This window comes from Nonomuraea sp. NPDC049486 (genome assembly GCF_040676925.1).
In the GTDB taxonomy this organism is placed as follows: Bacteria; Actinomycetota; Actinomycetes; order Streptosporangiales; family Streptosporangiaceae; genus Nonomuraea; species Nonomuraea ferruginea.
On sequence record NZ_JBFAPV010000020.1, the window covers coordinates 121300 to 140974 of the forward strand.

The window sequence follows — 19675 nt, forward strand, 5'->3', positions numbered from 1 at the left end:
ACAGAGCCGTAAAGATCAGCTCTTTCCCGCTGGTGTGAAGGAGAGCCGGTGCCCAACACCCCCCGCTGGCGCGCGCTCCTGACAGGAGCCGTCGCCGCATTAGCCATGATCGTCCCGAACGGAGTGGCCCAAGCGGCGCCCCCTCCGGACAAAATCAACAAGTCGGTCCAGGCTCAGCTGGACAGCGAAGACAAGGCCACCTTCTGGGTGCGGATGAAGGACGACGCCGACCTGAGCGGCGCCCGCCGGGCCACCGGCAAGCAGGACAAGGCCGAGCGGGTCTACGAGGCCAAGACCGAGAAGGCCGCCGCCTCGCAGGCCGGTCTGCGCAAGCTGCTGGACCAGCACCGCGCCGAGTACACCCCGTTCTGGATCGTCAACGCCGTCAAGGTGACGGCCGGGTCGAAGCTGGCGGCGGAGATCGCCGGGCTGCCCGAGGTGGAGCGGATCGAGCCGGTCCGCACGCTGACGCTGCCCAAGCCGGAGCCGGCCAAGGCCGAGGCGCGGGTGAACGCGGTCGAGTGGAACATCGACCGGGTCAACGCCCCGCGCGTGTGGGAGGAGCTGGGCAACCGCGGCGAGGGCATCGTGGTGGCCAACATCGACACCGGCGTCCAGTTCGACCACCCCGACCTGCGGGACGCGTACCGGGGCAGGAACCCGGACGGCACGGTCACCCACGACTACAACTGGTTCGACCCCGCGGGGGTCTGCCCGACGGCGGTGCCGTGCGACAACAACGGCCACGGCACCCACACGATGGGCACCATGGTCGGCGCGAACGGCATCGGCATGGCCCCGGGCGCGCGCTGGATCGCGGCCAAGGGCTGTGAGGTCAACACCTGCACCGACGCCTCGCTGCTGGCCTCCGGCCAGTGGGTGCTGGCGCCGACCGACGCGAACGGCGAGAACCCGCGCCCCGACCTGGCCCCCGACATCGTCAACAACTCCTGGGGCGGCGACGGCTTCGACCCCTGGTACAAGGAGACGGTCGAGGCGTGGGTCGCGGCGGGCATCTTCCCGGCGTTCTCCAACGGCAACGAGGGCCCGTCCTGCCAGAGCAGCGGCTCGCCCGGCCAGTACGAGATCAGCTACAGCGCCGGCGGGTTCGACGTGAACAACGCGCTGTACGTGAACTCCAGCAAGGGCGCGGGCGAGAACGGCGAGATCAAGCCGAACATCGCCGCCCCGGCCGTGAGCGTGCGCTCCTCCGTGCCCGGCGGCTACGCGGCCGGCACCGGCACCTCGATGGCCTCGCCGCACGTGGCGGCCACGGTCGCGCTCATGTGGTCGGCCTCGCCGGGGCTGCACGGCGACATCGCCGCCACCCGGCCGCTGCTCGACAGCACGGCCGTGGACGTCGCCGACACCAGCTGCGGCGGCACGGCCGCCGACAACAACGTGTGGGGCGAGGGCCGGCTCGACGCCTACGCCGCGGTGCGGGCCACGCCTCAGGACAGCCTCGGCGGGCTGACCGGCGCGGTCACCGCGGGCGGGCAGCCGGTGGCCGGCGTGACGGTCACGATCGACGGCCCGACCGACCGCACGCTGGTGACGGGCGACGACGGCGCGTTCTCGTTCGTCCGCCTGCTGCCCGGCGAGTACCAGGTGACGGCCGCGAAGTTCGGTTACGAGAGCGGCACCGCGACCGCGACCGTCACCGGCGACCAGACCACCACCGTGGACCTGACCATGACCGCGGTCGCGGCGGGCACGGTGTCCGGCACGGTCACGACCGCGGGCGCGCCGGAGCCGGACGCCCGGGTGACGGCCTCGGGCACGCCGCTCAGCGCGGTGACCGACGCCTCCGGCCGGTACGAGCTGACACTGCCGCGCGGCGAGTACGAACTGGTCGTCACCCCGGTGTCGCGCTGCTCCGCGGGCGCCACCGTGTCCGTGACGGTCGACGGCGACGTGACCAGGGACGTCGAGCTGCCGCTGCGCGGTGACAACTTCGGCTACACCTGCCGCGCGGGCGCCGAGCCGTACGTCGCGGGCACCGAGAAGCTGGCGCTGACCGGCGACGACGAGGCGGTCCAGGTGACGCTGCCGTTCCCCGTCCCGTTCTACGGCACCGGCCAGAGCCGGGCCTGGGTCGTCACCAACGGGTTCCTCACCTTCGCCGAGGCCCGGCTGACCACGCCGAGCAACAGCCGCCTGCCGAGCACGGGCACCCCGAACAACGCCGTCTACCCGCTCTGGGACGACTTCATCGTGGACGCGGAGAGCGGCGTGTACACGGGCGTGGTCGGGACGGCTCCGCACAGGCGGTTCGTGGTGGAGTGGCGCGACGTGAAGTTCTACGCCGACCAGAACCTGCGCGTGTCGTTCGCGGCCCTGCTGGGCGAGGACGGCTCGATCGGCTTCCGCTACAAGGACATGGAGACCGATCGGGAGCGGGGCGCGTTCGGCACCGTCGGCGTGGAGAACGCCGCCGGCAACGACGCGCTGCTCTACCTGTACGAGGAGCCCGCCCTGGCCGCCGGCCAGAGCGTGACCATCACGGCGAGCAGGCACGGCCTGGTGACCGGCGTGGTGTCCGACGCCAACGACGGCGACCCGCTGCCCGGCGCGACGGTGCGGATCGGGGACGTGGCGACGTTCACCACCGGCGCCGACGGCTCCTTCTACGGCCAGGTGCTGGCCGGCGACTACGACGTGGAGGTGTCCAAGGAGCACTACGGCACGTTCACCCGGGCCGTGACGGTGGCCCCGGCCACGGTGCAGCGGATCGACACGGCGCTGGTGACCGGGCGGGTGGCCGCCTCGGCCGCCGAGCTGACCGTGGTGATGCCGCAGGGCCAGAGCAGGACGCGCACGATGGAGCTGACGAACCTCGGCTCGCCGACCCCGTACACGATCACCACGGATCCGGCGGGCGGCTGGCTCGGCGTCACCCCGGCCTCGGGCACCCTGGCCACGGGCCAGAAGGCGACGCTCAGGGTGACGGTGTCGAGCGACGGCGTGCAGCCGGGCTCGACCCGGGCCGGGAAGCTCCTGATCAGGTCGGCCAGCGGGCGGCAGCCGGTGATCGAGATCACGGTGACCGTCGTGGTGCCGAGGCACCAGGTGGCGGTGGACGTGGGCGCCACCCGGGGGTCCACGGACGCCGCCGGTGACGCCTGGACGCCGGACCGGCGCTACAGCGCGGGCTCGCACGGGTACGTCGCCACCTCCTCCGCAACCCACAGCACGAACAAGACGATCAAGGGCACCGAGGACCAGGCGCTGTTCAGGACCGCCCGCGAGCGGATGCTGGAGTACCGCTTCGACGCCGTGCCCAACGGCGTCTACACGGTCGAGCTGGACTTCGCCGAGATCCGCAACATGGCCATGGGGCGGCGGGTGTTCGACGTGCTGGTCGAGGGCCAGCTCGCCATCCCGGCCCTGGACCTGGCCCTGGAGGCGGGCACGTACACGGCGGTGAGCAGGCAGTACACGGTGCGGGTCACCGACGGCCAGCTCAACGTCAGGTTCGCGGCCCGGGACGGGGCGACGATCGTCAACGCGATCCGCGTCTCGGAGCGGCCGGACAAGACCGCGCCGTAACGGCCGCGCGGGGGCGACGCCCGCCGCCGCCCCCGCGCACGCCGGTCCGTCCGGCCGGATCGGCCGGGCTCCGGGCTACCGCCTGCGCGGCCACGTATGTTACTGGTAGGTAATGCGACGCGTACGTGTCCACCGTGACATCCCCGTGCGGATGCCCGACGGCGTCACCCTGCTGGCCGACCGCTACGTCCCCGCCGGGGCGGAGCGGGCGCCGGTCGTCCTCATCCGCTCCCCGTACGGCCGCCGCGGCCTGTTCGGGCTGCTGTACGGGCGCGGGTTCGCCTGGCACGGCTTCCAGGTGGTGATGCAGAGCTGCCGGGGCGGCTTCGGCTCCGGCGGCGATCTCGACCCGCTCGGCCACGAGCACGACGACGGCCTGGCGACGATCGCGTGGATGCGCGAACAGCCCTGGTACGGGGGCTCGTTCGCCATGTTCGGCCCCTCTTACCTGGGGTTCACCCAGTGGGCCGTGGCCCCGTACGCCGGCCCTGACCTGAAGGCGATGGCCACCCAGATCACCGCCTCCCAGTTCAGGGACGCCGCGTACGTGGGCGGCGCGTTCGCGCTGGAGTCGGCGCTGAGCTGGACCACGCTCACCGAGCACATGGGCCGCCGCTTCGGCGGCGCGGCCGGGCTGACCGCGCCGCGGGTGACGCGGCGGGCCGTGCTGTCGGGGCGGCCGGTGGGCGAGCTGGACCTGGCGTCGGCGGGCCGGCCGCTCCGCTTCTACCGCGACCTGCTGGCGCACCACGCCGACCCGGCGCCGTACTGGACCCGGCGCGACCACTCCCCCAAGGTCGGCGAGGTGGACGCGGCGGTCACCATGCTCGGCGGCTGGTACGACGTGTTCCTGCCGTGGCAGCTCAAGGACTACGCGGCGTTGCGGGCGGCGGGCCGGCGGCCGTACCTGACGATCGGCCCCTGGTACCACATCGACGCCCGCCACATCGGCCCGTCGATGGCCGAGTCGCTCGCCTGGTTCCGCGCCCACCTGCTGGGCGACGTCTCCGGGCTGCGCGACCAGCCGGTGCGGCTGTACGTGACGGGGGCCGAGGAATGGCGCGAGTACCCGGACTGGCCGGTGCCCGGCCTGCGGCGGCGGCGCTGGCACCTGCAGCACGGCTTCGGGCTGGGCACGGACGGGCCGCTGGAGTCGGAGCCGGACCGGTTCCGCTACCACCCGGACCATCCGACGCCGGTGATCGGCGGCCCGGTGCTGCTGGCCGACTCCCGGCCGCGCGACCAGCGCCGCCTGGAGGCCCGGCGCGACGTGCTCGTCTACAGCTCGCCCCCGCTGGAGTCCGACCTGGAGATGATCGGCCCGGTCAGCGCGGAGCTGTACGTCCGCTCCAGCACCCCGTACGCGGACGTGGTCGTCCGGGTGTGCGACGTGCACCCGGACGGGCGGTCGATGAACGTGTGCGAGGGCGTGCGCCGCCTCGGCCCGCTGGACGCCGATACGCTGGGGGACGTGCGCAGGGTACGGGTGGAGCTGTGGCCGATCGGCCACCGGTTCAGGCGGGGCCACCGCGTCCGCGTGCACGTCGCCGCGGGCGCCTATCCGACGATCGCCCGTAACCCCGGCACCGGCGATCCTCTCACCCATTCCGGCGGGCCGATGGTGCCGAGCGACGTCGAGGTCTTCCACTCCCCCGATCACCCGTCCGCCGTGATCATGCCGCTGTGCGCGCCGCCCGGCTGATGTCGCTCGTGCTGCTGCTGCAGGGCCGCGGCGGCATGACGGCGGCGGAGCTGGCCCGCGAGCTGGAGGTGTCGGAGCGCACCGTCCACCGCGACGTGCTGGCGCTGTCCTCGGCCGGCATCCCTGTCTACGCCGACCGGGGGCGCGGCGGCGGCTACCGGCTGCTGGAGGGATACCGGACCCGGCTGACCGGGCTGGACCGGGCGGAGGCCGAGGCGCTGTTCCTGTCCGGCGTCCCGGGCGCGCTGCGCGAGATGGGGCTGCAGGAGGTGGCGGCGACGGCCCGGCTGAAGGCCGCCGCCGCGCTCTCCCCCGGGCTGCGCGACGCCCCCGCGACGGCCGCGCAGCGCTTCCACCTGGACGCGCCCGGCTGGTTCGCGCACGACTCCCCACCGCCGCCGCAGCTCGCCCCGCTGGCCAGGGCGGTGTGGGGTGACCGGCGGGTGACCGCCGGATACAAGGGACGCACGCGCACCCTGGAGCCGTACGGGCTGGTGCTCAAGGCGGGCGCCTGGTACCTCGCGGCCCGATCCCCGTCCCCACCATCACCGAAACCAGGACCGGGACCGTCACCTGGGCCGGGGCCGTCATCGGCACAGCCGCAGGGGCAGTCGGCGGGGCAGGCGCGGTTCCTGTTGTTCCGGGTGGACCGGTTCGGTGAGATCACCGTGCGCGACGACGTGTTCGTCCGGGATCCGGGCTTCGACCTGGCCGCGTTCTGGACCGAGCAGTCGGCCGCGTTCGGCCACTCGCTGCTGCGGACCTCGATCACGCTGCGGCTCACCGAAGCCGGGCTGCGGATGCTGCGGCACGTCGCCGACCCGGCGGCGCTGCCGGACGCGGTGGCCTCACTTCAGCCCGACGGCACGGTGCGGCTCCGCGTGGAGTCGATCGAGATCGCGTACTCGCAGGTGCTGCGTTTCGGGCCGGAGGCGGAGGTGCTGGAGCCGGCGGAACTACGGTCGATGGTCGCGGAGGCCGCCGCCCGCATGACGGCGCTCTACCGGTAGTCGTCCGGGTTCGGCTGCTTGCCGCCGTCGGTGTCGGCGATGAACCGCCACACGTCGGGGCGGCTGCCGTCCACGTCGGTGAAGCCGTACTCCTTGGCCAGCGTGCCGCTGTCGACGGACTTGCCGGACCAGCGCGCCCGGTCGGGGTCGGTGGCCAGGGCGGCGACGGCGCGACCCGCGTACGCCGGGGTCTCCGAGACCGCGAACGACGGCTCCCGCTTGGCCCCGTCGCGCCAGTTCTCCTCGGTGACGCCGAAGTTCTCCAGCATCGCCTCCGAGCGCAGGAACCCCGGCGTGAGCGCCACCGCCGTGCCGCCGTGCGGGCGCAGTTCGTGCGCCTGGCTGAAGGCGAGCCGGTTCACCGACATCTTGACCAGGTCGTAGTAGAGGTTCTCCCGGTAGCGGGGGGCGTTGAAGTCCCAGGTGCCGTCGGTGACCTCGACGACCAGGCCGCCCTTGTTCCTGATCAGGAGCGGCAGCGCGTGGTGGCTGGTGATGAGGTGGGTGTGCACGCCCAGGCTGAGCATCCTCAGCCCCTTCTCCAGGTCCTGCTCCCAGACCGGGGTGTTCCAGCTCCAGAGCTTGTCGCCGCCCCAGACGTCGTTCACCAGCACGTCGAGCCGGCCCTGCTCGCGGTCGATCCGCTCGACCAGGGCCTTGACCTGGGCCGGATCAAGATGGTCCACCCGCACGGGGATGCCGGTGCCGCCGGCCTTCGTCACCAGTTCCGCCGTCTCCTCGATCGTCTCGGGCCGGTCCATCTCCGAGCGCCGCTCCCGGGTCGTCCTGCCGGTGCAGTAGACCGTCGCGCCGGCGGCGCCGAGTTCGACGGCGATGCCACGTCCTGTTCCGCGGGTCGCGCCCGCCACCAAAGCAATCATGCGACCAGGTTTCCCGGAAAAGAGGACATCCACTGTCATGTTTTCTCGATAGATTCTTCTCATGACGGACGTCCATCCGGCCTGGTTGCCTCCCGAGGCGTTCCGGGCGATCGGATCCCGGCGGGTCCTCGTACACGGGGACGGGCCGCTCGCCGGCACGGTCCGCGACGAGGTCGCGCGGGCCTGCGCCCGGTTCGGCGGGAGCCTGTGCGACGGCGGGGAGGCCGACCTCGTGCTGGCCACGTCCGACCACCTCCCGGCCCACGCGCGCGCGGTCCTTTACGGCGAAGAGGCCGGGGAAACCGGCGCCGCGCCCGGAGGAGACGAGGCGTTTCCGACCGGGCGGCGCGACAGGATGACCGGTACGCCCGACGGCGACGAGAACTTCCTCGTCGGGCGGCGGGGTGGGGTGACCGTGGTGGCCGGCGAGGGGGCGGGGCTGCTGTACGGGCTGTTCCATGTCGTCCGGCTGGGCGAGCGGGCGTTCGGCGCGGACTTCCCGGCCGAGCGTCATCGGCCCGCGATGCGGCGGCGGATGCTCGACCACTGGGACAACGTGGACGTGCATCCCGTGATGGGGCAGGTCGAGCGCGGGTACGCGGGCGGTTCGATCTTCTGGGCGGACGGCGGCCCGCGCGGCGACCTGGACCGGGTGCGCGCCTACGGGCGGCTGCTGGCCGCCGCCGGCGTCAACGCGGTCGCGGTGAACAACGTCAACGTGCACGCCACCGAGGCGCGGCTGCTCACCGACCGGCTCGGCGACGTGGCCGCCCTCGCCGGCGCGCTGCGCCCGTACGGGATCAGGGTCCATCTGTCGGTCACCTTCGCCGCGCCCGTCGTCCTCGGCGGGCTGTCCACCGCCGACCCGCTGGACGAGGACGTGCGGGCCTGGTGGGCGGGGGCGACCGCGCGGGTGTACGAGGCGATCCCGGATTTCGGCGGTTACCTGGTCAAGGCCGACTCGGAGGGGCAGCCGGGGCCGTTCGCCTATGGGCGCAGCCACGCCGACGGGGCCAACCTGCTGGCCGGCGCGCTCGCCCCGTACGGCGGGGTGGTGCACTGGCGGGCCTTCGTCTACGACCACCGGCAGGACTGGCGCGACCGTTCCACCGACCGGGCGCGGGCCGCTTACGACCACTTCGCACCGCTCGACGGGGAGTTCGCGGGGAACGCGATCCTCCAGGTCAAGCACGGGCCGATCGACTTCCAGGTGCGCGAGCCGGTCTCGCCGGTGATCGCCGCGATGCCGCGCACCCGGCTGGCGGTGGAGCTGCAGGTGACGCAGGAGTACACCGGCCAGCAGCGGCACGTCTGCTACCTGGCGCCGATGTGGCGCGAGGTGCTCGGTTTCGAGCCGTGGGGTCCCGGCGGCCGGACGGTGGCCGGCGTCGCCGGCGAGCTGGTGGCGGTCTCGAACGCCGGCGACGACCCGTACTGGACCGGGCATCCGCTCGCGCAGGCCAACCTGTACGCGTTCGGGCGGCTGGCCTGGGACCCGGGGCTCGGACCTGCGGAGATCCTCGACGAGTGGATCGGCCTGACCTTCCCGGACACGGCCGACCGCCTGCGGGAGCCGCTGCACGCGATCATGGACGGTTCGTGGGAGACGTACGAGCGCTACACGGCGCCGCTCGGCGTCGGCTTCATGGTCCGGCCCGGTCACCACTACGGCCCCGACGTGGACGGCTACGAGTACACGCCGTGGGGCACGTACCACTTCGCCGACCGCGACGGGGTCGGCGTGGACCGGACGCGCGCCACCGGCACGGGCTGCACCGGCCAGTATCCGGAGCCGTGGTCGGAGGTGTACGAGTCGGCGGAGCGGTGCCCGGACGAGCTGCTGCTCTTCTTCCACCACGTCCCGTACGGTCACGTACTGCACAGCGGGAAGACGGTCATCCAGCACATCTACGACACCCACTTCGCCGGCGCGGAGGAGGTCGCGGAGCTGCGGCCCGTCTGGGACGGGCTGGCCGGGCTGGTGGACCCGGCGCTCCACGCCCGGGTGCGTGAGCTGCTGGACGAGCAGCTCCGTTCCGCCCGGGAGTGGCGCGACCAGATCAACACGTACTTCTTCCGCAAGTCGGGCGTGCCCGACGCGCACGGCCGCCGCATTCACTGACCGGACACGAAGCGCTCGCGGATCTCGGCGATCATCGGCCGGCTGTTGCGCAGCAGCCCCGCCGCGAACGCGGACGCCAGCGCCAGCGGCGCCAGCTCGGTGGCCAGCAGGGTGAGCCCGCCCGCCACGACCAGCAGGCACGCGTTGCCCAGCGTGGCACCCGGGCACCGGGCCAGGAAGTACGAGGCCAGCCGGGCGACGTCCACGGCCCTGAACCGGAACAGCGACGCGATCACCAGCGCGTTGGCGGCCCACAGCGCGGCCGCCACCGCGACGGCGACCAGCAGGGCCGCCCACCACCCCGGCACCCCGGCGGCGGCGAAGTGCGCCAGGTTGACCCCGACCACGGTCATGCCGGCCAGCCACGGCGCCCAGACCTTCAGCACGTCGGCGGCGTTGGCCCGGTAGCCGCGCAGGAACGCGGCCGCCGGTGACAGGTCCGCCAGGCCGGCGCCGCGGTGGCGCAGCGCGTACAGCGCGGCCGACAGCGCCGGGCCGGCCGGCAGCGCGCAGAGCGCGTACAGCGGCAGGTTGCTCGCGTCGCGGTCGAGCAGCACCAGCCCGGCCAGGCCCGGCGCGGTGGCGGCCAGCAGCAGCAGCTCGACGACCAGCATCGTGTAGATCAGGGCGGCGGCGCGCGAGAGCGGACCTTCTCCGAACCGCCGCCCGGCGGTCACCTCGCCCATCGGCTCAGCCGTGCTCCTTCTTGAACCGGTCCGCGGCGGCGTTGACCAGGTCGATGTAGGTGGTCATGTTCTTGGCTTCGAGTTCCTTGACGTAGGCGTCCCACTCGGCCAGGTCGCGCTCGCCGAGGATGAACTTGAGCGTGTTCTGGGTGACGTGGTCCTTCAGCGGCGTCTCCCAGAGGGTCGACCGCTCGCGCTCCTCGTCGGTGAACGGGTGCGGCGGGTCCACCGGCCACTGCTTCCTGGCGTTCATCACGTTCTGGAACTCCAGCTCCTCCTCGGAGAAGGTGGACTGCAGCAGCTTGGTGGTGCCGCCGTAGGCGAACACGCCGTTGCCGAAGCCGAAGTCCTTCTGCAGGTGCTTGGAGGCGCCCGGGTTGAGGCCGACCATGTCGATGTCGTCGGCGAGCTTGTAGGCGCCGGCGGAGTCCTTGGTGTACGTGGTGCCCTCGACGCCCCACTTGGCGAACTCCTGGCCCTCATCGGAGTACCACAGCCAGTCGATGAACTGCATCATGGCCACGAAGTTCGGGTTGTCCTTGGCCTTGCTGGAGATCATGATGCCGTTCTCCAGCCGGGTGCCGATCTTGTAGTCGCCGACCGGGCCCATGGGCACCGGGATCTTGGCGACCTTGGCCCCCTCGACCGTCTTCTCCAGCGGCCCGCGGTAGTCGTTGATCAGGCTCTGCGCGTTGGTGCTGATGACGAAGGACTTGCCGGAGGTGAACTTCTGCTTGGCCTGCTCGTCCTGCTGGGTGAAGCTCTCCGGGTCGATCAGCTTCTCCTGCACCAGCTTGTGCAGGTACTCGATCATCTGCTTGTACTGCGGCATGGCGCCGGTGAAGGCGAACTTGCCGGCCGTGGGGTCCCAGGTCGCGTGCAGGTACTCCCAGCCGCCCCTGGTGCCGTACGCCTGGGCGACGAGCTTGAACAGGTTGCCGCCCGGGGTGGGGTCGCCCCACCGGTCGGTCATCGGGTACTGGTCGGGGTACTCCTCCTTCATCGCCTTCAGCACCGTGTAGAGGTCGTCCCAGGTGGCCGGGACCTCCAGGCCGAGCTTCTCCATGATGTCGGTCCTGACGGCCAGCGTGTAGTCCACCCAGACGCTCTCGTGCATGCCGGGCAGCAGGTAGAAGCGGCCGTCGGCCTGCCTGCGCGTGTTCAGCTCCGGTTCCATCCGCCACCTGGCGACCTTGTCCTTGAAGTGCGGCATCAGGTCGAGGTAGTCGCTGACCGGCAGGATGGCGCCGGAGGAGACGAAGGTGTCCTCCTGCCCGGGGTAGGTCTTCGGGATGATGAGCGGGGCCTGGCCGGAGCCCACGAGCAGGCCGCGCTTCTGCTCGTAGTCGCTGAGCGGCACCTCGACGGGCTTGAGCGTCACGTTCGTCCGCTTGGTGAGCTCTTCCCAGAACAGCCAGTCGTTCTTGTTGGGGTAGAACGAGTGGTTGTTGTAGAGCACGTCGAAGGAGATCGGCTCGGTGGCCTTGAACTGCTGGCCGACGCCGTAGTTCGCCATCGCGCCCGCCCTGTTCGCGGACGTGTCGGCGGCCTTCGGAGCCGTGCCGTCCTCGCCGCAGCCGGCGAGCACGAGCGTGAACGCGCCCAGTCCGATGATCGCCTGACGCCGTGAGATGTCGCGCATGGGGGGACTCCTTTGCCGTGGGGGTGGGGTTGCGGTCTATCCCTTGACCGCGCCGAGCATGACGCCGGAGACGAAGTACCTCTGGACGAAGGGGTAGACCGCCAGGATGGGCAGGACGGTGAGCATGATCGCCACCGACTGGATGTTCGACGCCGCCTGCGTCACGTCGCCGGCCGCGAGGCCGTAGGAATCCGAGGTGGTGGCCCCGGCGATGAGGTTGCGCAGGTAGATGGTGACCGGGAACAGCCGCTGCTCGTGCAGGTAGAGGAACGCGGTGAACCAGGAGTTCCAGAACGAGACCGCGTAGAAGAGCACCATCGTGGCGATGACCGCCTTCGACAGCGGCAGCACGATGCGCCACAGGATGCCGTAGGTGCCGAGGCCGTCGATCGCGGCGGCCTCCTCCAGTTCGGTCGGCAGGTTCTCGAAGAACGCCTTCATGACCAGGAGGTTGAAGACGCTGATGGCGTTGGGCAGGACGATGGCCCAGATGGAGTTCGTCAGCCCGAGGCTGTTGATCAGCACGTAGTTGGGGATCAGGCCGCCGGAGAAGATCATGGTGAAGACGGCGATCCAGATGAGGACCGTGCGGCCCTTGAGGTGCCTCTTCGACAGCACGTACGCGTAACACGTCGTCATCACCATGGCGATGGCCGTGGCGACGACGGTGTAGACCACCGTGTTGCGGTAGTTCGTCCAGAACATCGGGTCCGACATCAGGACTTCGTAGGTCGACAGGTTGAACCCGCGCGGGATCAGGTTGACCTGCCCGGTGACGATGTACCGTTCCTCGCTGAACGAGCGGGCGATGATGTTGACGAACGGATACAGGGTCACGACCACGACGCCGGTGAGGATCACCGCGTTGATCCACCGGAACACGCGGTAGCCGGGGCTGTCGTCCAGCTTCACCACAGGCTCGTCCCTACTGTGCGGCGGGAGATCACGTTGGCCGAGGTGATGAGCACGATCCCGATCAGCGCCTCGAACAGGCCGATCGCGGCGGCGTAGCTGAGGCTGCTGGACTCGACGCCCATGCGGTACAGGTACGTGGTGATCACGTCGGCGGTCGGATAGGTCAGCGGGTTGTACAGCAGCAGGACCTTCTCGAAGCCCACGGCCATGAACGTGCCGATGTTGAGGATCATCAGCGTCACGATCGTGGGGCGGATGCCGGGCAGGGTGACGTGCCAGATCTGCCGCCACCGGCCGGCGCCGTCGATCCGCGCCGCCTCGTACAGCTGGTCGTCGATGGTGGTCAGCGCGGCGAGGTAGAGGATCGTCCCCCAGCCGACCGTCTGCCACATCTCGGACGTGACGTAGATCGTCCGGAACCACTCCGGCTTCTGCAGGAACGGTACGGGCTCCTCGCCGACCACCTTGAGCAGCTGGTTGATCGGGCCGTCGACGGCCGTCATCTGCATGACGATGCCTGCCACGATCACGATGGACAGGAAGTGCGGCAGGTAGGACACCGACTGCAGGAACCGCTTGAGCTTGCGGGTGCGGATCTCGTTCAGCAGCAGCGCCAGCACGATCGGCAGCGGGAAGCAGAACAGCAGCGTCAGGCCGCCGAGGACGAGCGTGTTGGTGAACACCGTCCAGAACGTCGGGTCGTCCAGGAACATGCGCACGTAGCGCAGGCCCACCCACTCCTCGCCGAAGAGGCTGCCGCCCGGCTCGAACTTGCGGAAGGCGATGACGTTGCCGATCATCGGCAGGTACCTGAAGACCAGGAAGAACGCCAGCGGCAGCAGCGCCAGCGTGTACAGCTGCCAGTCGCGGCGCAGCGCCCGCCGCCACGTGGTGCGCGGCGCCGCCGGCGGCTTCCCCCCGTCCGGCCGGGCCCGGCGCGGCTCGCGCGTGTCCGGCGGGACCGTGTCGGTTGCGCTCATCAGACCTCCGGTGCTCCATCCCGGCGGCCCACGCCGGTCATGCCGCGCTCGACGCGGAACGTGGGTCGCAGGCGCCGCTCGCGGGCGACCTCGCGTTCCTCGCCTGTCAGGCGTAACGGGAGCGCCGCCGCCACGTCCGCGCTGGAGCGGGACAGGCGCAGCTCGACGTCGCCGGGCTCGACGATCCGCCTGCCGCGCACGCCGGTGAACGAGGCGAGGTCGGCGTGGACGGTGAAGGTGACGCGGGCGGCCTCGCCGGGCTCCAGCGGCACGCGGGCGTACCCGATGAGGCGGACGACCGGACGGGTGGTCTGGGCGACCGGGTCGTGCAGGTAGAGCTGGACGACCTCGGCGCCGGGCCGCTCCCCGGTGTTGCGGACGGTGACGGCCGCGACCGTCTCGCCGTCGACGGGCCACTCGCCGCCGCTCTCGGCCCCTGTCCACTCGAAGGTCGTGTAGGTCAGGCCGTGCCCGAACGGGAACGCGGGTGTCGGGTCGACCGACGACACGTCGGTGCGCCGTCCCAACGGCGGGGTCAGGTAGGTGGCCGGCAGCCCGCCGTCGTCGCGGGGGACGCTGACCGGCAGCCGCCCGGACGGGTTAACCTCGCCGGTGAGCACCTCGCTGACGGCTCGACCGCCGAGCTGGCCCGGGAAGAAGCCGAACAGCACGGCCGCGGCCGCGTCCGTCTCCGGCCCGAGCGCGTACGGGCGACCGGCGAGCAGCACCAGCACCACCGGGGTGCCCGTGGCGAGCACGGCCCGCACCAGCTCGGCCTGCACGCCCGGCAGGCTCAGGTCGGTCGCGTCGCACCCCTCCCCGGAGGTGCCGCGCCCGAACAGCCCGGCCCGGTCGCCGACGGCGAGCACGCACACGTCGCTCTCCTCGGCGACGGCGACGGCCGCCGCGATGCCTACGGTGTCCTCTCCCCTGACGTCGCAGCCCGCCGCGTACGTGAGCCCGGGGATCCGTTTCGCCAGCTCCTCGCGCAGCGACGGGATCTCCAGCCCGAGCCCCTGCCCGGGATGGTGCGGACCCACGTGGTTGGGAAAGGCGTAACAGCCGAGCATCGCCATCGGATCGTCGGCCACCGGCCCCACCAGAGCGACGCGCCGGCCGGCAGCCAGCGGCAACACCCCGCCGTTCCTCACCAGCACGACAGACTCCCGAGCCAGCCGCAGAGCAAGCCCCCGAGACCCCTCGTCATCAAGCCTCAAACCACCACGACCCCCGACACCCTCCTCCTCCACGCCGTCATCCGCGCGACCCGGAACTTGAGGGTCCGGGATCGGTTGCCAGTCCTCGTCGAGCAGGTCGAGTTCGGCCTTCTGGGTCAGGACGCGGCGGAGTGCGCGGTCGATCAGCGCCTCGCTGACCGCGCCGGACTTGACGGCCTCGACGAGCGGCCCGCCGTAGGTGTCGACGGTGGGGAGTTCGACGTCGATGCCGGCGCGCAGGGCGAGCCCGGCCGCCTCCGCCCCGTCCCCGGCCACCCCATGGAGGCTCTGCAGGAACCGGACGGCGAAGTAGTCGGCGACCACCGTGCCGGTGAAGCCCCACTCATCGCGCAGCAGCCCGGTGAGCAGGCTCTCGTCGGCGGCCACGGGCACGCCGTCGATCTCCGCGTACGAGTTCATGACCGACCTGGCGCCACCCAGGCGCAACGCCATCTCGAACGGCGGCAGCACGACGTCGGACAGTTCGCGCGGCCCCATGTGCGCGGGAGCGAGGTTGCGTCCCCCGCGGGAGGCCGCGTAGCCGGCGAAGTGCTTGAGGGTGGCGACGATCCCGGCGCCCTCCAGGCCGCGCACGTAAGCGGCGCCGATGCTGCCGACCAGGTAAGGGTCCTCGCCGATGGTCTCCTCGGTGCGCCCCCAGCGGTAGTCGCGGGTCACGTCGAGGACCGGCGCGAGGCCCTGGTGCACCCCGGCCGCGCGCATGGAGCGGCCGATCCGCCCGGCCATCTCCTCGATGAGCCCCGGGTCGAAGGAGGCGCCCCAGCTCAGCGGCGCCGGGTACACGGTCGCCCGCCAGGCGGAGAAGCCGGTCAGGCATTCCTCGTGCACCTGGGCCGGGATGCCGAACCGGTTGGCCGCCATGATCTCCCGCTGGGAGGCGTCCAGGGACCGGGCGCCCGCCGCCGGGTCGACCGGGGCGGTGCCGTACGGGCGGGTGAGCTGGCCCAGGCCGTGGCGGATGACCGTGGCCCAGTCGACGACGTTCATGTCGGCCTGGCGCGGGGCGACGCCGTCCCCCGATGGGTCGGCGCCGGCCCAGACGCCGACGAGCTGGGCGATCTTCTCTTCCAGCGTCATGAGCGGGACGAGGGCGTCGGCCCGCTCGGCGGGCGTCAGCCTCCGGTCCCGCCAGGGGGAGTTCGCGCCGGGCGTGGTGTCGGGGGGTGACTGGCCCGTCATGCCATCCTCTCGGCCGGGCGGCATACGGAAACCGCAATGCCGGACTTTGCCGAAAATTTTCGGAGACCCGTTAATATTTCGGCAACTTAGGGCGCGCGTCGAGAGGTGTCAAGAGGGGTGTCGGAGCCCGGCCGCACCAGGAGATGCGCACCTGCGGCAACGTCCAGGGCGGGGCGCGTTTGCCAGAAACTTTCAGAGACCCGTGCGAGGGGTGACGCCCGCCCGCATGATGCCGCCGTACGACGAGTCAGCCGGCGGGAGGAGCGGTGCTGCTCCGTACGACGAGACTCGTGGCGAGCTCGATGCGGGTGCCGGTGGAGCGCGGGTGCGTGAGCTCCTCGTGGACCAGCCGGATCGCCTCGTTGGCCATCTCGTCGAGCGGCTGGCGCACGGTGGTGAGCGGGGGCGTCATCATCTCGCACGGCGGCGAGTCGTCGAAGCCGACGACGGACAGCTCGTGGGGCACGCGGATGCCGCGCTCGGCGGCGGCCTGGTAGACGCCGGCGGCCTGCGGGTCGGATCCGGCGAAGACCGCTGTCGGCCGGTCGGGGCGGTCGAGCAGCTCGCCGCCGTGCAGCCGGCCGCCCGAGATCAGGAAGTCGCCGTAGCGGGTCAGGGCCGGGTCGGGGTCGATGCCGAACGTGCGGTGCGCGGCGAGGTAGCCCTCGTAGCGGTCGAGCGTGCACTGCTTGTCGAGCGGGCCGCCGATGAAGCCGATGCGCCGGTGGCCGAGCTCCAGCAGGTGGGTGGTCGCCTGGACGCCGCCGGCCCAGTTGGTCGCGCCGACGGCCGACAGCCCCAGCTCGCGCTGGCCGACGGGGTCGAGCAGGACCAGCGGGACGTGCAGCAGGTCCTTGATCGCCTCGATCTCCTCCTGGCCGGCCCGCGACAGCACCAGCACGATGCCGTCGGTGCCGCGCTTGCGCAGCATGCCCACCCAGCGCCGCCGGTCGAAGTCGGGGCGGTAGGAGGAGGTGACCACGAGCGAGAAGCCCCAGCGCGCGGCCGCCGCCTCGGCGCCCTCGATGAGGACGTGCGCCCAGGGCGAGCCGAGGCCGTTGATGAGCAGGTCGACGATGCCGGCCCGGGGTCCGCCCGGCGGGCGCGGCGGCTCGTAGCCGTGGGCCCTGGCCGCCTCCAGCACCCGGTCGCGGGTGGTGGGCGAGACGTGCTTGCGGCCGCTCAGGACCTTGGAGACCGTGGGCACGGAGACACCGGCGGTCGCGGCGATGTCGGCGAGCGTGGCGCGTTGCACGGAACCCCCTGGGAGCGCTCGTGGCGCTGTTGACAGCGCCGCGAAGCGGAGCCTACCGTAACGCAACAAGTGACGGCCAAGTTTCCGGCAACTCCTACCGAAACTTTCTGATGCCCGTGCGGCGTCGATGGACCGCTGGTTGGGGAGCGCAATGTCTCGTATGGCCGCGTTCAGGAGTCGCGTCGGCGGGCTGGCGTACGGCGGTGACTACAACCCCGAGCAGTGGGACCCGGCCGTGTGGCGCGAGGACGTGCGGCTGATGCGCGAGGCCGGGGTCAACGTCGTCTCGCTCGGCGTCTTCGCCTGGGCCTCACTGGAACCCGAGCCGGGTACGTACGCGTTCGGCTGGCTCGACGAGGTCATGGACCTGCTGCACGGCAACGGCATCGCGGTCAACCTGGCCACTCCGACTGCCGCGCCGCCAGTGTGGCTGACCCAGTTGCATCCCGAGGTCTTTCCGATCATGGCGGACGGGGAGCCGTTCGGGTTCGGCAGCCGGCTGCACTACGACCCGTCCTCGCCGATCTACCGGCGGTACGCTGCGGCGATCACCACCAAGCTGGCCGAGCGGTACTCGTACCATCCGGCGCTGGCGATGTGGCACATCAGCAACGAGTACGGGCCGACGGCGTACAACCCGGCCAGTTCCGTGGCTTTCCGGGAGTGGCTGCGGCGGAGGTACGGGTCCCTCGACGCGCTGAACGAGGCGTGGACCACCCGGTTCTGGGGGCAGGTCTACACGTCCTGGGAGCAGATCGAGGTGCCGAACATCCCGCGGTCGTGGTCCAATCCGGCGCGGCGGCTCGACTTCAAGCGGTTCACGTCGGACGCGCTGCTGGAGTGTTTCGTCGCCGAGCGGGACATCGTCCGGTCGTTCCGGGACGACATTCCAGTCATGACCAACTTTATGCGCTTTTATCGCCATGCCGACTACTGGCGCTGGGCGCCGGAAGAGGACGCCGTCGCCCTCGACATCTACCCCGACCCGGCGGACCCGTCGTCGCACATCTCGGCCGCCTTCCAGTACGACCTGTTCCGCTCGCTGAAGGGCGGTCAGCCGTGGATGCTGATGGAGCAGGCGGCCTCGGCGGTGAGTCAGTGGAAGCTGAACGTGGTCAAGGAGCCGGGGCGGATGCTGCTCGGGTCACTGCAGGCGCTGTCGCGGGGGGCGGACTCGGTGATGTTCTTTCAGTGGCGGGCCAGCCGGGGCGGCCAGGAGCGTCTCCACTCGGCGATGCTCCCCCACTCCGGGCCGTCGTCCCGTACCTTCCGTGAGGTGGTGGAGCTGGGCCGGGAGCTCCGGTTGCTGTCGGGGGTCGCCGGGACCTCGTCTCGGGCCGACGTGGCTATCTTGTTCGACTGGAACGGGTGGTGGGGGCTGGAGGAGACGTACGGGCTGCCGCGTAATGACTTCAGCTATGCGGACACGGTGATGCGGCACTACACGCCGCTATGGCGGGAGCATGTGCCCGTGGACGTGGTGTCTACCGCTGGCGATCTGTCCCCGTACAAGGTGTTGATCGTCCCTAACGCGTACCTGATCGATGATGTCGGGGTATCGGGTATCCAGGAGTTCGCCCGTAAGGGCGGGACGGTCATCATGTCGTTCTTCTCCGGCGTGGTGGATTCGTGCAACCGGATTCGGCCCAACGGGTATCCGGGGGCGTTCCGTGAGCTGATCGGGGCCAAGATCGACGAGTACTGGCCGGCGCGCCCCGCCGAGACCTTCACCGTCGAGTTCACCGACGGCCGGGTGACCACGTCGACCTGGTGGCGCGAAGACCTCCACCTGGAAACCGGCAAGCCCTTGGCGGTTTACCAGGACGGCCTCCTCTCCGGCCGCGCGGCCGTCGTCGAGAACACCTTCGGCTCCGGCCGGGTGGTGTATTTCGCCACGCTGCTGGAGGAGTCGGCTTTCGGTGAGGTGCTGGTGGATGCCGTCCGGGAGGCGGGCGTGGAGTCGCCGTTCGCCGGAGTTCCCTCGCACGTGGAGTGCACGATCAGAGGGGACAAGTACCTCTTCTTGCTCAACCACAGCGCCGATGAGCCCACCACCGTTCCCCTCACCTTCGCCGGCATCGACCTGCTGACTGGAGCTGAAGTAGCGGAGGAGATCACCCTCGCTCCACTGGGCGCAACGGTCATCGAGATCGGCGGCGGAAAATCAGGGCCGCAGCCCGACGACAGGACGACGAGAATCGCCTCGGGCGCCAGCCTGTGACCGTGGAGGGTGGCACCGACCCGGAACTCGAGATGCTGTTCCATCGTGCTGCCGTCGATTTGTCGTCCCAGACGCTGAACTACGTTGCCGCCATCGTCCGGCGGCACCCAAGAACGCATTCCCTGGCTTTTCAGTCGGCGTTGGCCCAGAACCGATCCATCTCCTCGCAGATGAAGCCAGTCCGCTCCTGGAACACCCAGTGACGTGATCTCAGCGAATTGCCGGCAGGTAGTCGTGCTCGAAACGGGTGAGGACAAGTGCCGCGCGGGCGATGTCGCCGATTCGGCTGGGGCTG

13 protein-coding genes are annotated in these 19675 nt (G+C 71.1%); 6 read left to right on the plus strand and 7 right to left on the minus strand.

The genetic code is table 11. From position 1 onward, the window contains the following. Nucleotides 1–48 precede the first annotated feature (48 nt). The 3 genes from AB0K05_RS39605 (at nt 49) to AB0K05_RS39615 (ending at nt 6261) form a co-directional block, all read left to right on the plus strand. Nucleotides 49–3549 (plus strand): S8 family serine peptidase, encoded by a 3501-nt coding sequence (locus AB0K05_RS39605; protein ID WP_364236325.1) that lies wholly within the window; start codon nt 49–51, stop codon nt 3547–3549. A gap of 112 nt (nt 3550–3661) precedes the next feature. Beyond that, nucleotides 3662–5251 (plus strand): CocE/NonD family hydrolase, encoded by a 1590-nt coding sequence (locus tag AB0K05_RS39610; protein WP_271276557.1) that lies wholly within the window; start codon nt 3662–3664, stop codon nt 5249–5251. Continuing rightward, entirely contained in the window at nt 5233–6261 is a 1029-nt protein-coding gene (locus tag AB0K05_RS39615) for a WYL domain-containing protein (RefSeq protein ID WP_271276556.1), read from the plus strand. The genes AB0K05_RS39610 and AB0K05_RS39615 overlap by 19 nt, the downstream gene beginning before the upstream one ends. Here AB0K05_RS39615 and AB0K05_RS39620 read toward each other — a convergent pair. Beyond that, nucleotides 6252–7142: an SDR family oxidoreductase gene (locus AB0K05_RS39620; RefSeq protein WP_271276555.1), complete on the minus strand. Its 891-nt coding sequence runs from the start codon at nt 7140–7142 to the stop codon at nt 6252–6254. The two genes, AB0K05_RS39615 and AB0K05_RS39620, sit on opposite strands and share 10 nt — an antisense overlap. Before the next feature lie 61 nt (nt 7143–7203). Here AB0K05_RS39620 and AB0K05_RS39625 point away from each other — a divergent pair, with 61 nt between their 5' ends. After that, the gene (locus AB0K05_RS39625; RefSeq protein ID WP_364236329.1) at nt 7204–9264 is read left to right on the plus strand and encodes an alpha-glucuronidase; all 2061 of its coding nucleotides are present in this window, start codon (nt 7204–7206) and stop codon (nt 9262–9264) included. Here the strand turns inward: AB0K05_RS39625 and AB0K05_RS39630 are convergent. The 6 genes from AB0K05_RS39630 to AB0K05_RS39655 all read right to left on the minus strand — a co-directional run bounded on the left by AB0K05_RS39630 (nt 9258) and on the right by AB0K05_RS39655 (nt 17159). Beyond that, nucleotides 9258–9950: a hypothetical protein gene (locus AB0K05_RS39630; protein ID WP_271276553.1), complete on the minus strand. Its 693-nt coding sequence runs from the start codon at nt 9948–9950 to the stop codon at nt 9258–9260. The two genes, AB0K05_RS39625 and AB0K05_RS39630, sit on opposite strands and share 7 nt — an antisense overlap. 4 nt (nt 9951–9954) lie before the next feature. After that, nucleotides 9955–11592, minus strand: a complete 1638-nt coding sequence (locus AB0K05_RS39635; RefSeq protein ID WP_364236331.1) for an extracellular solute-binding protein — start codon at nt 11590–11592, stop codon at nt 9955–9957. A 36-nt stretch (nt 11593–11628) separates the two neighbouring features. Further along, nucleotides 11629–12507, minus strand: coding sequence for a carbohydrate ABC transporter permease (locus AB0K05_RS39640; protein WP_148031990.1), 879 nt, complete (start codon nt 12505–12507; stop codon nt 11629–11631). Next, nucleotides 12501–13487, minus strand: coding sequence for an ABC transporter permease subunit (locus tag AB0K05_RS39645; protein ID WP_364236334.1), 987 nt, complete (start codon nt 13485–13487; stop codon nt 12501–12503). Before AB0K05_RS39645 ends, AB0K05_RS39640 begins: the two co-directional genes overlap by 7 nt. Further along, nucleotides 13487–15904, minus strand: coding sequence for a glycoside hydrolase family 3 N-terminal domain-containing protein (locus AB0K05_RS39650; RefSeq protein WP_364236336.1), 2418 nt, complete (start codon nt 15902–15904; stop codon nt 13487–13489). Before AB0K05_RS39650 ends, AB0K05_RS39645 begins: the two co-directional genes overlap by 1 nt. Nucleotides 15905–16151: 247 nt before the next feature. Beyond that, a complete protein-coding gene (locus tag AB0K05_RS39655; RefSeq protein WP_271276549.1) occupies nt 16152–17159 on the minus strand; it encodes a LacI family DNA-binding transcriptional regulator in 1008 nt (335 codons plus the stop codon). 160 nt (nt 17160–17319) lie between these two features. On the opposite strand from AB0K05_RS39655, the gene AB0K05_RS39660 reads away from it, so the two are divergent. Together AB0K05_RS39660 and AB0K05_RS39665 are read left to right on the plus strand one after the other, a co-directional pair. Further along, entirely contained in the window at nt 17320–19380 is a 2061-nt protein-coding gene (locus AB0K05_RS39660) for a beta-galactosidase (protein WP_364236338.1), read from the plus strand. Nucleotides 19381–19382: 2 nt separating this feature from the next. Continuing rightward, a complete protein-coding gene (locus tag AB0K05_RS39665) occupies nt 19383–19583 on the plus strand; it encodes a hypothetical protein (RefSeq protein ID WP_364236340.1) in 201 nt (66 codons plus the stop codon). The last annotated feature ends 92 nt before the right edge of the window (nt 19584–19675 follow it).

Coding starts and splice junctions, on each gene's coding strand:
- AB0K05_RS39610 (WP_271276557.1), top strand. CDS start 3,662: ATGCGACGCGTACGTGTCCACCGTGACATCCCCGTGCGGATGCCCGAC.
- AB0K05_RS39620 (WP_271276555.1), bottom strand. CDS start 7,142: ATGATTGCTTTGGTGGCGGGCGCGACCCGCGGAACAGGACGTGGCATC.
- AB0K05_RS39625 (WP_364236329.1), top strand. CDS start 7,204: ATGACGGACGTCCATCCGGCCTGGTTGCCTCCCGAGGCGTTCCGGGCG.
- AB0K05_RS39630 (WP_271276553.1), bottom strand. CDS start 9,950: ATGGGCGAGGTGACCGCCGGGCGGCGGTTCGGAGAAGGTCCGCTCTCG.
- AB0K05_RS39635 (WP_364236331.1), bottom strand. CDS start 11,592: ATGCGCGACATCTCACGGCGTCAGGCGATCATCGGACTGGGCGCGTTC.
- AB0K05_RS39645 (WP_364236334.1), bottom strand. CDS start 13,487: ATGAGCGCAACCGACACGGTCCCGCCGGACACGCGCGAGCCGCGCCGG.
- AB0K05_RS39650 (WP_364236336.1), bottom strand. CDS start 15,904: ATGACGGGCCAGTCACCCCCCGACACCACGCCCGGCGCGAACTCCCCC.
- AB0K05_RS39660 (WP_364236338.1), top strand. CDS start 17,320: ATGGCCGCGTTCAGGAGTCGCGTCGGCGGGCTGGCGTACGGCGGTGAC.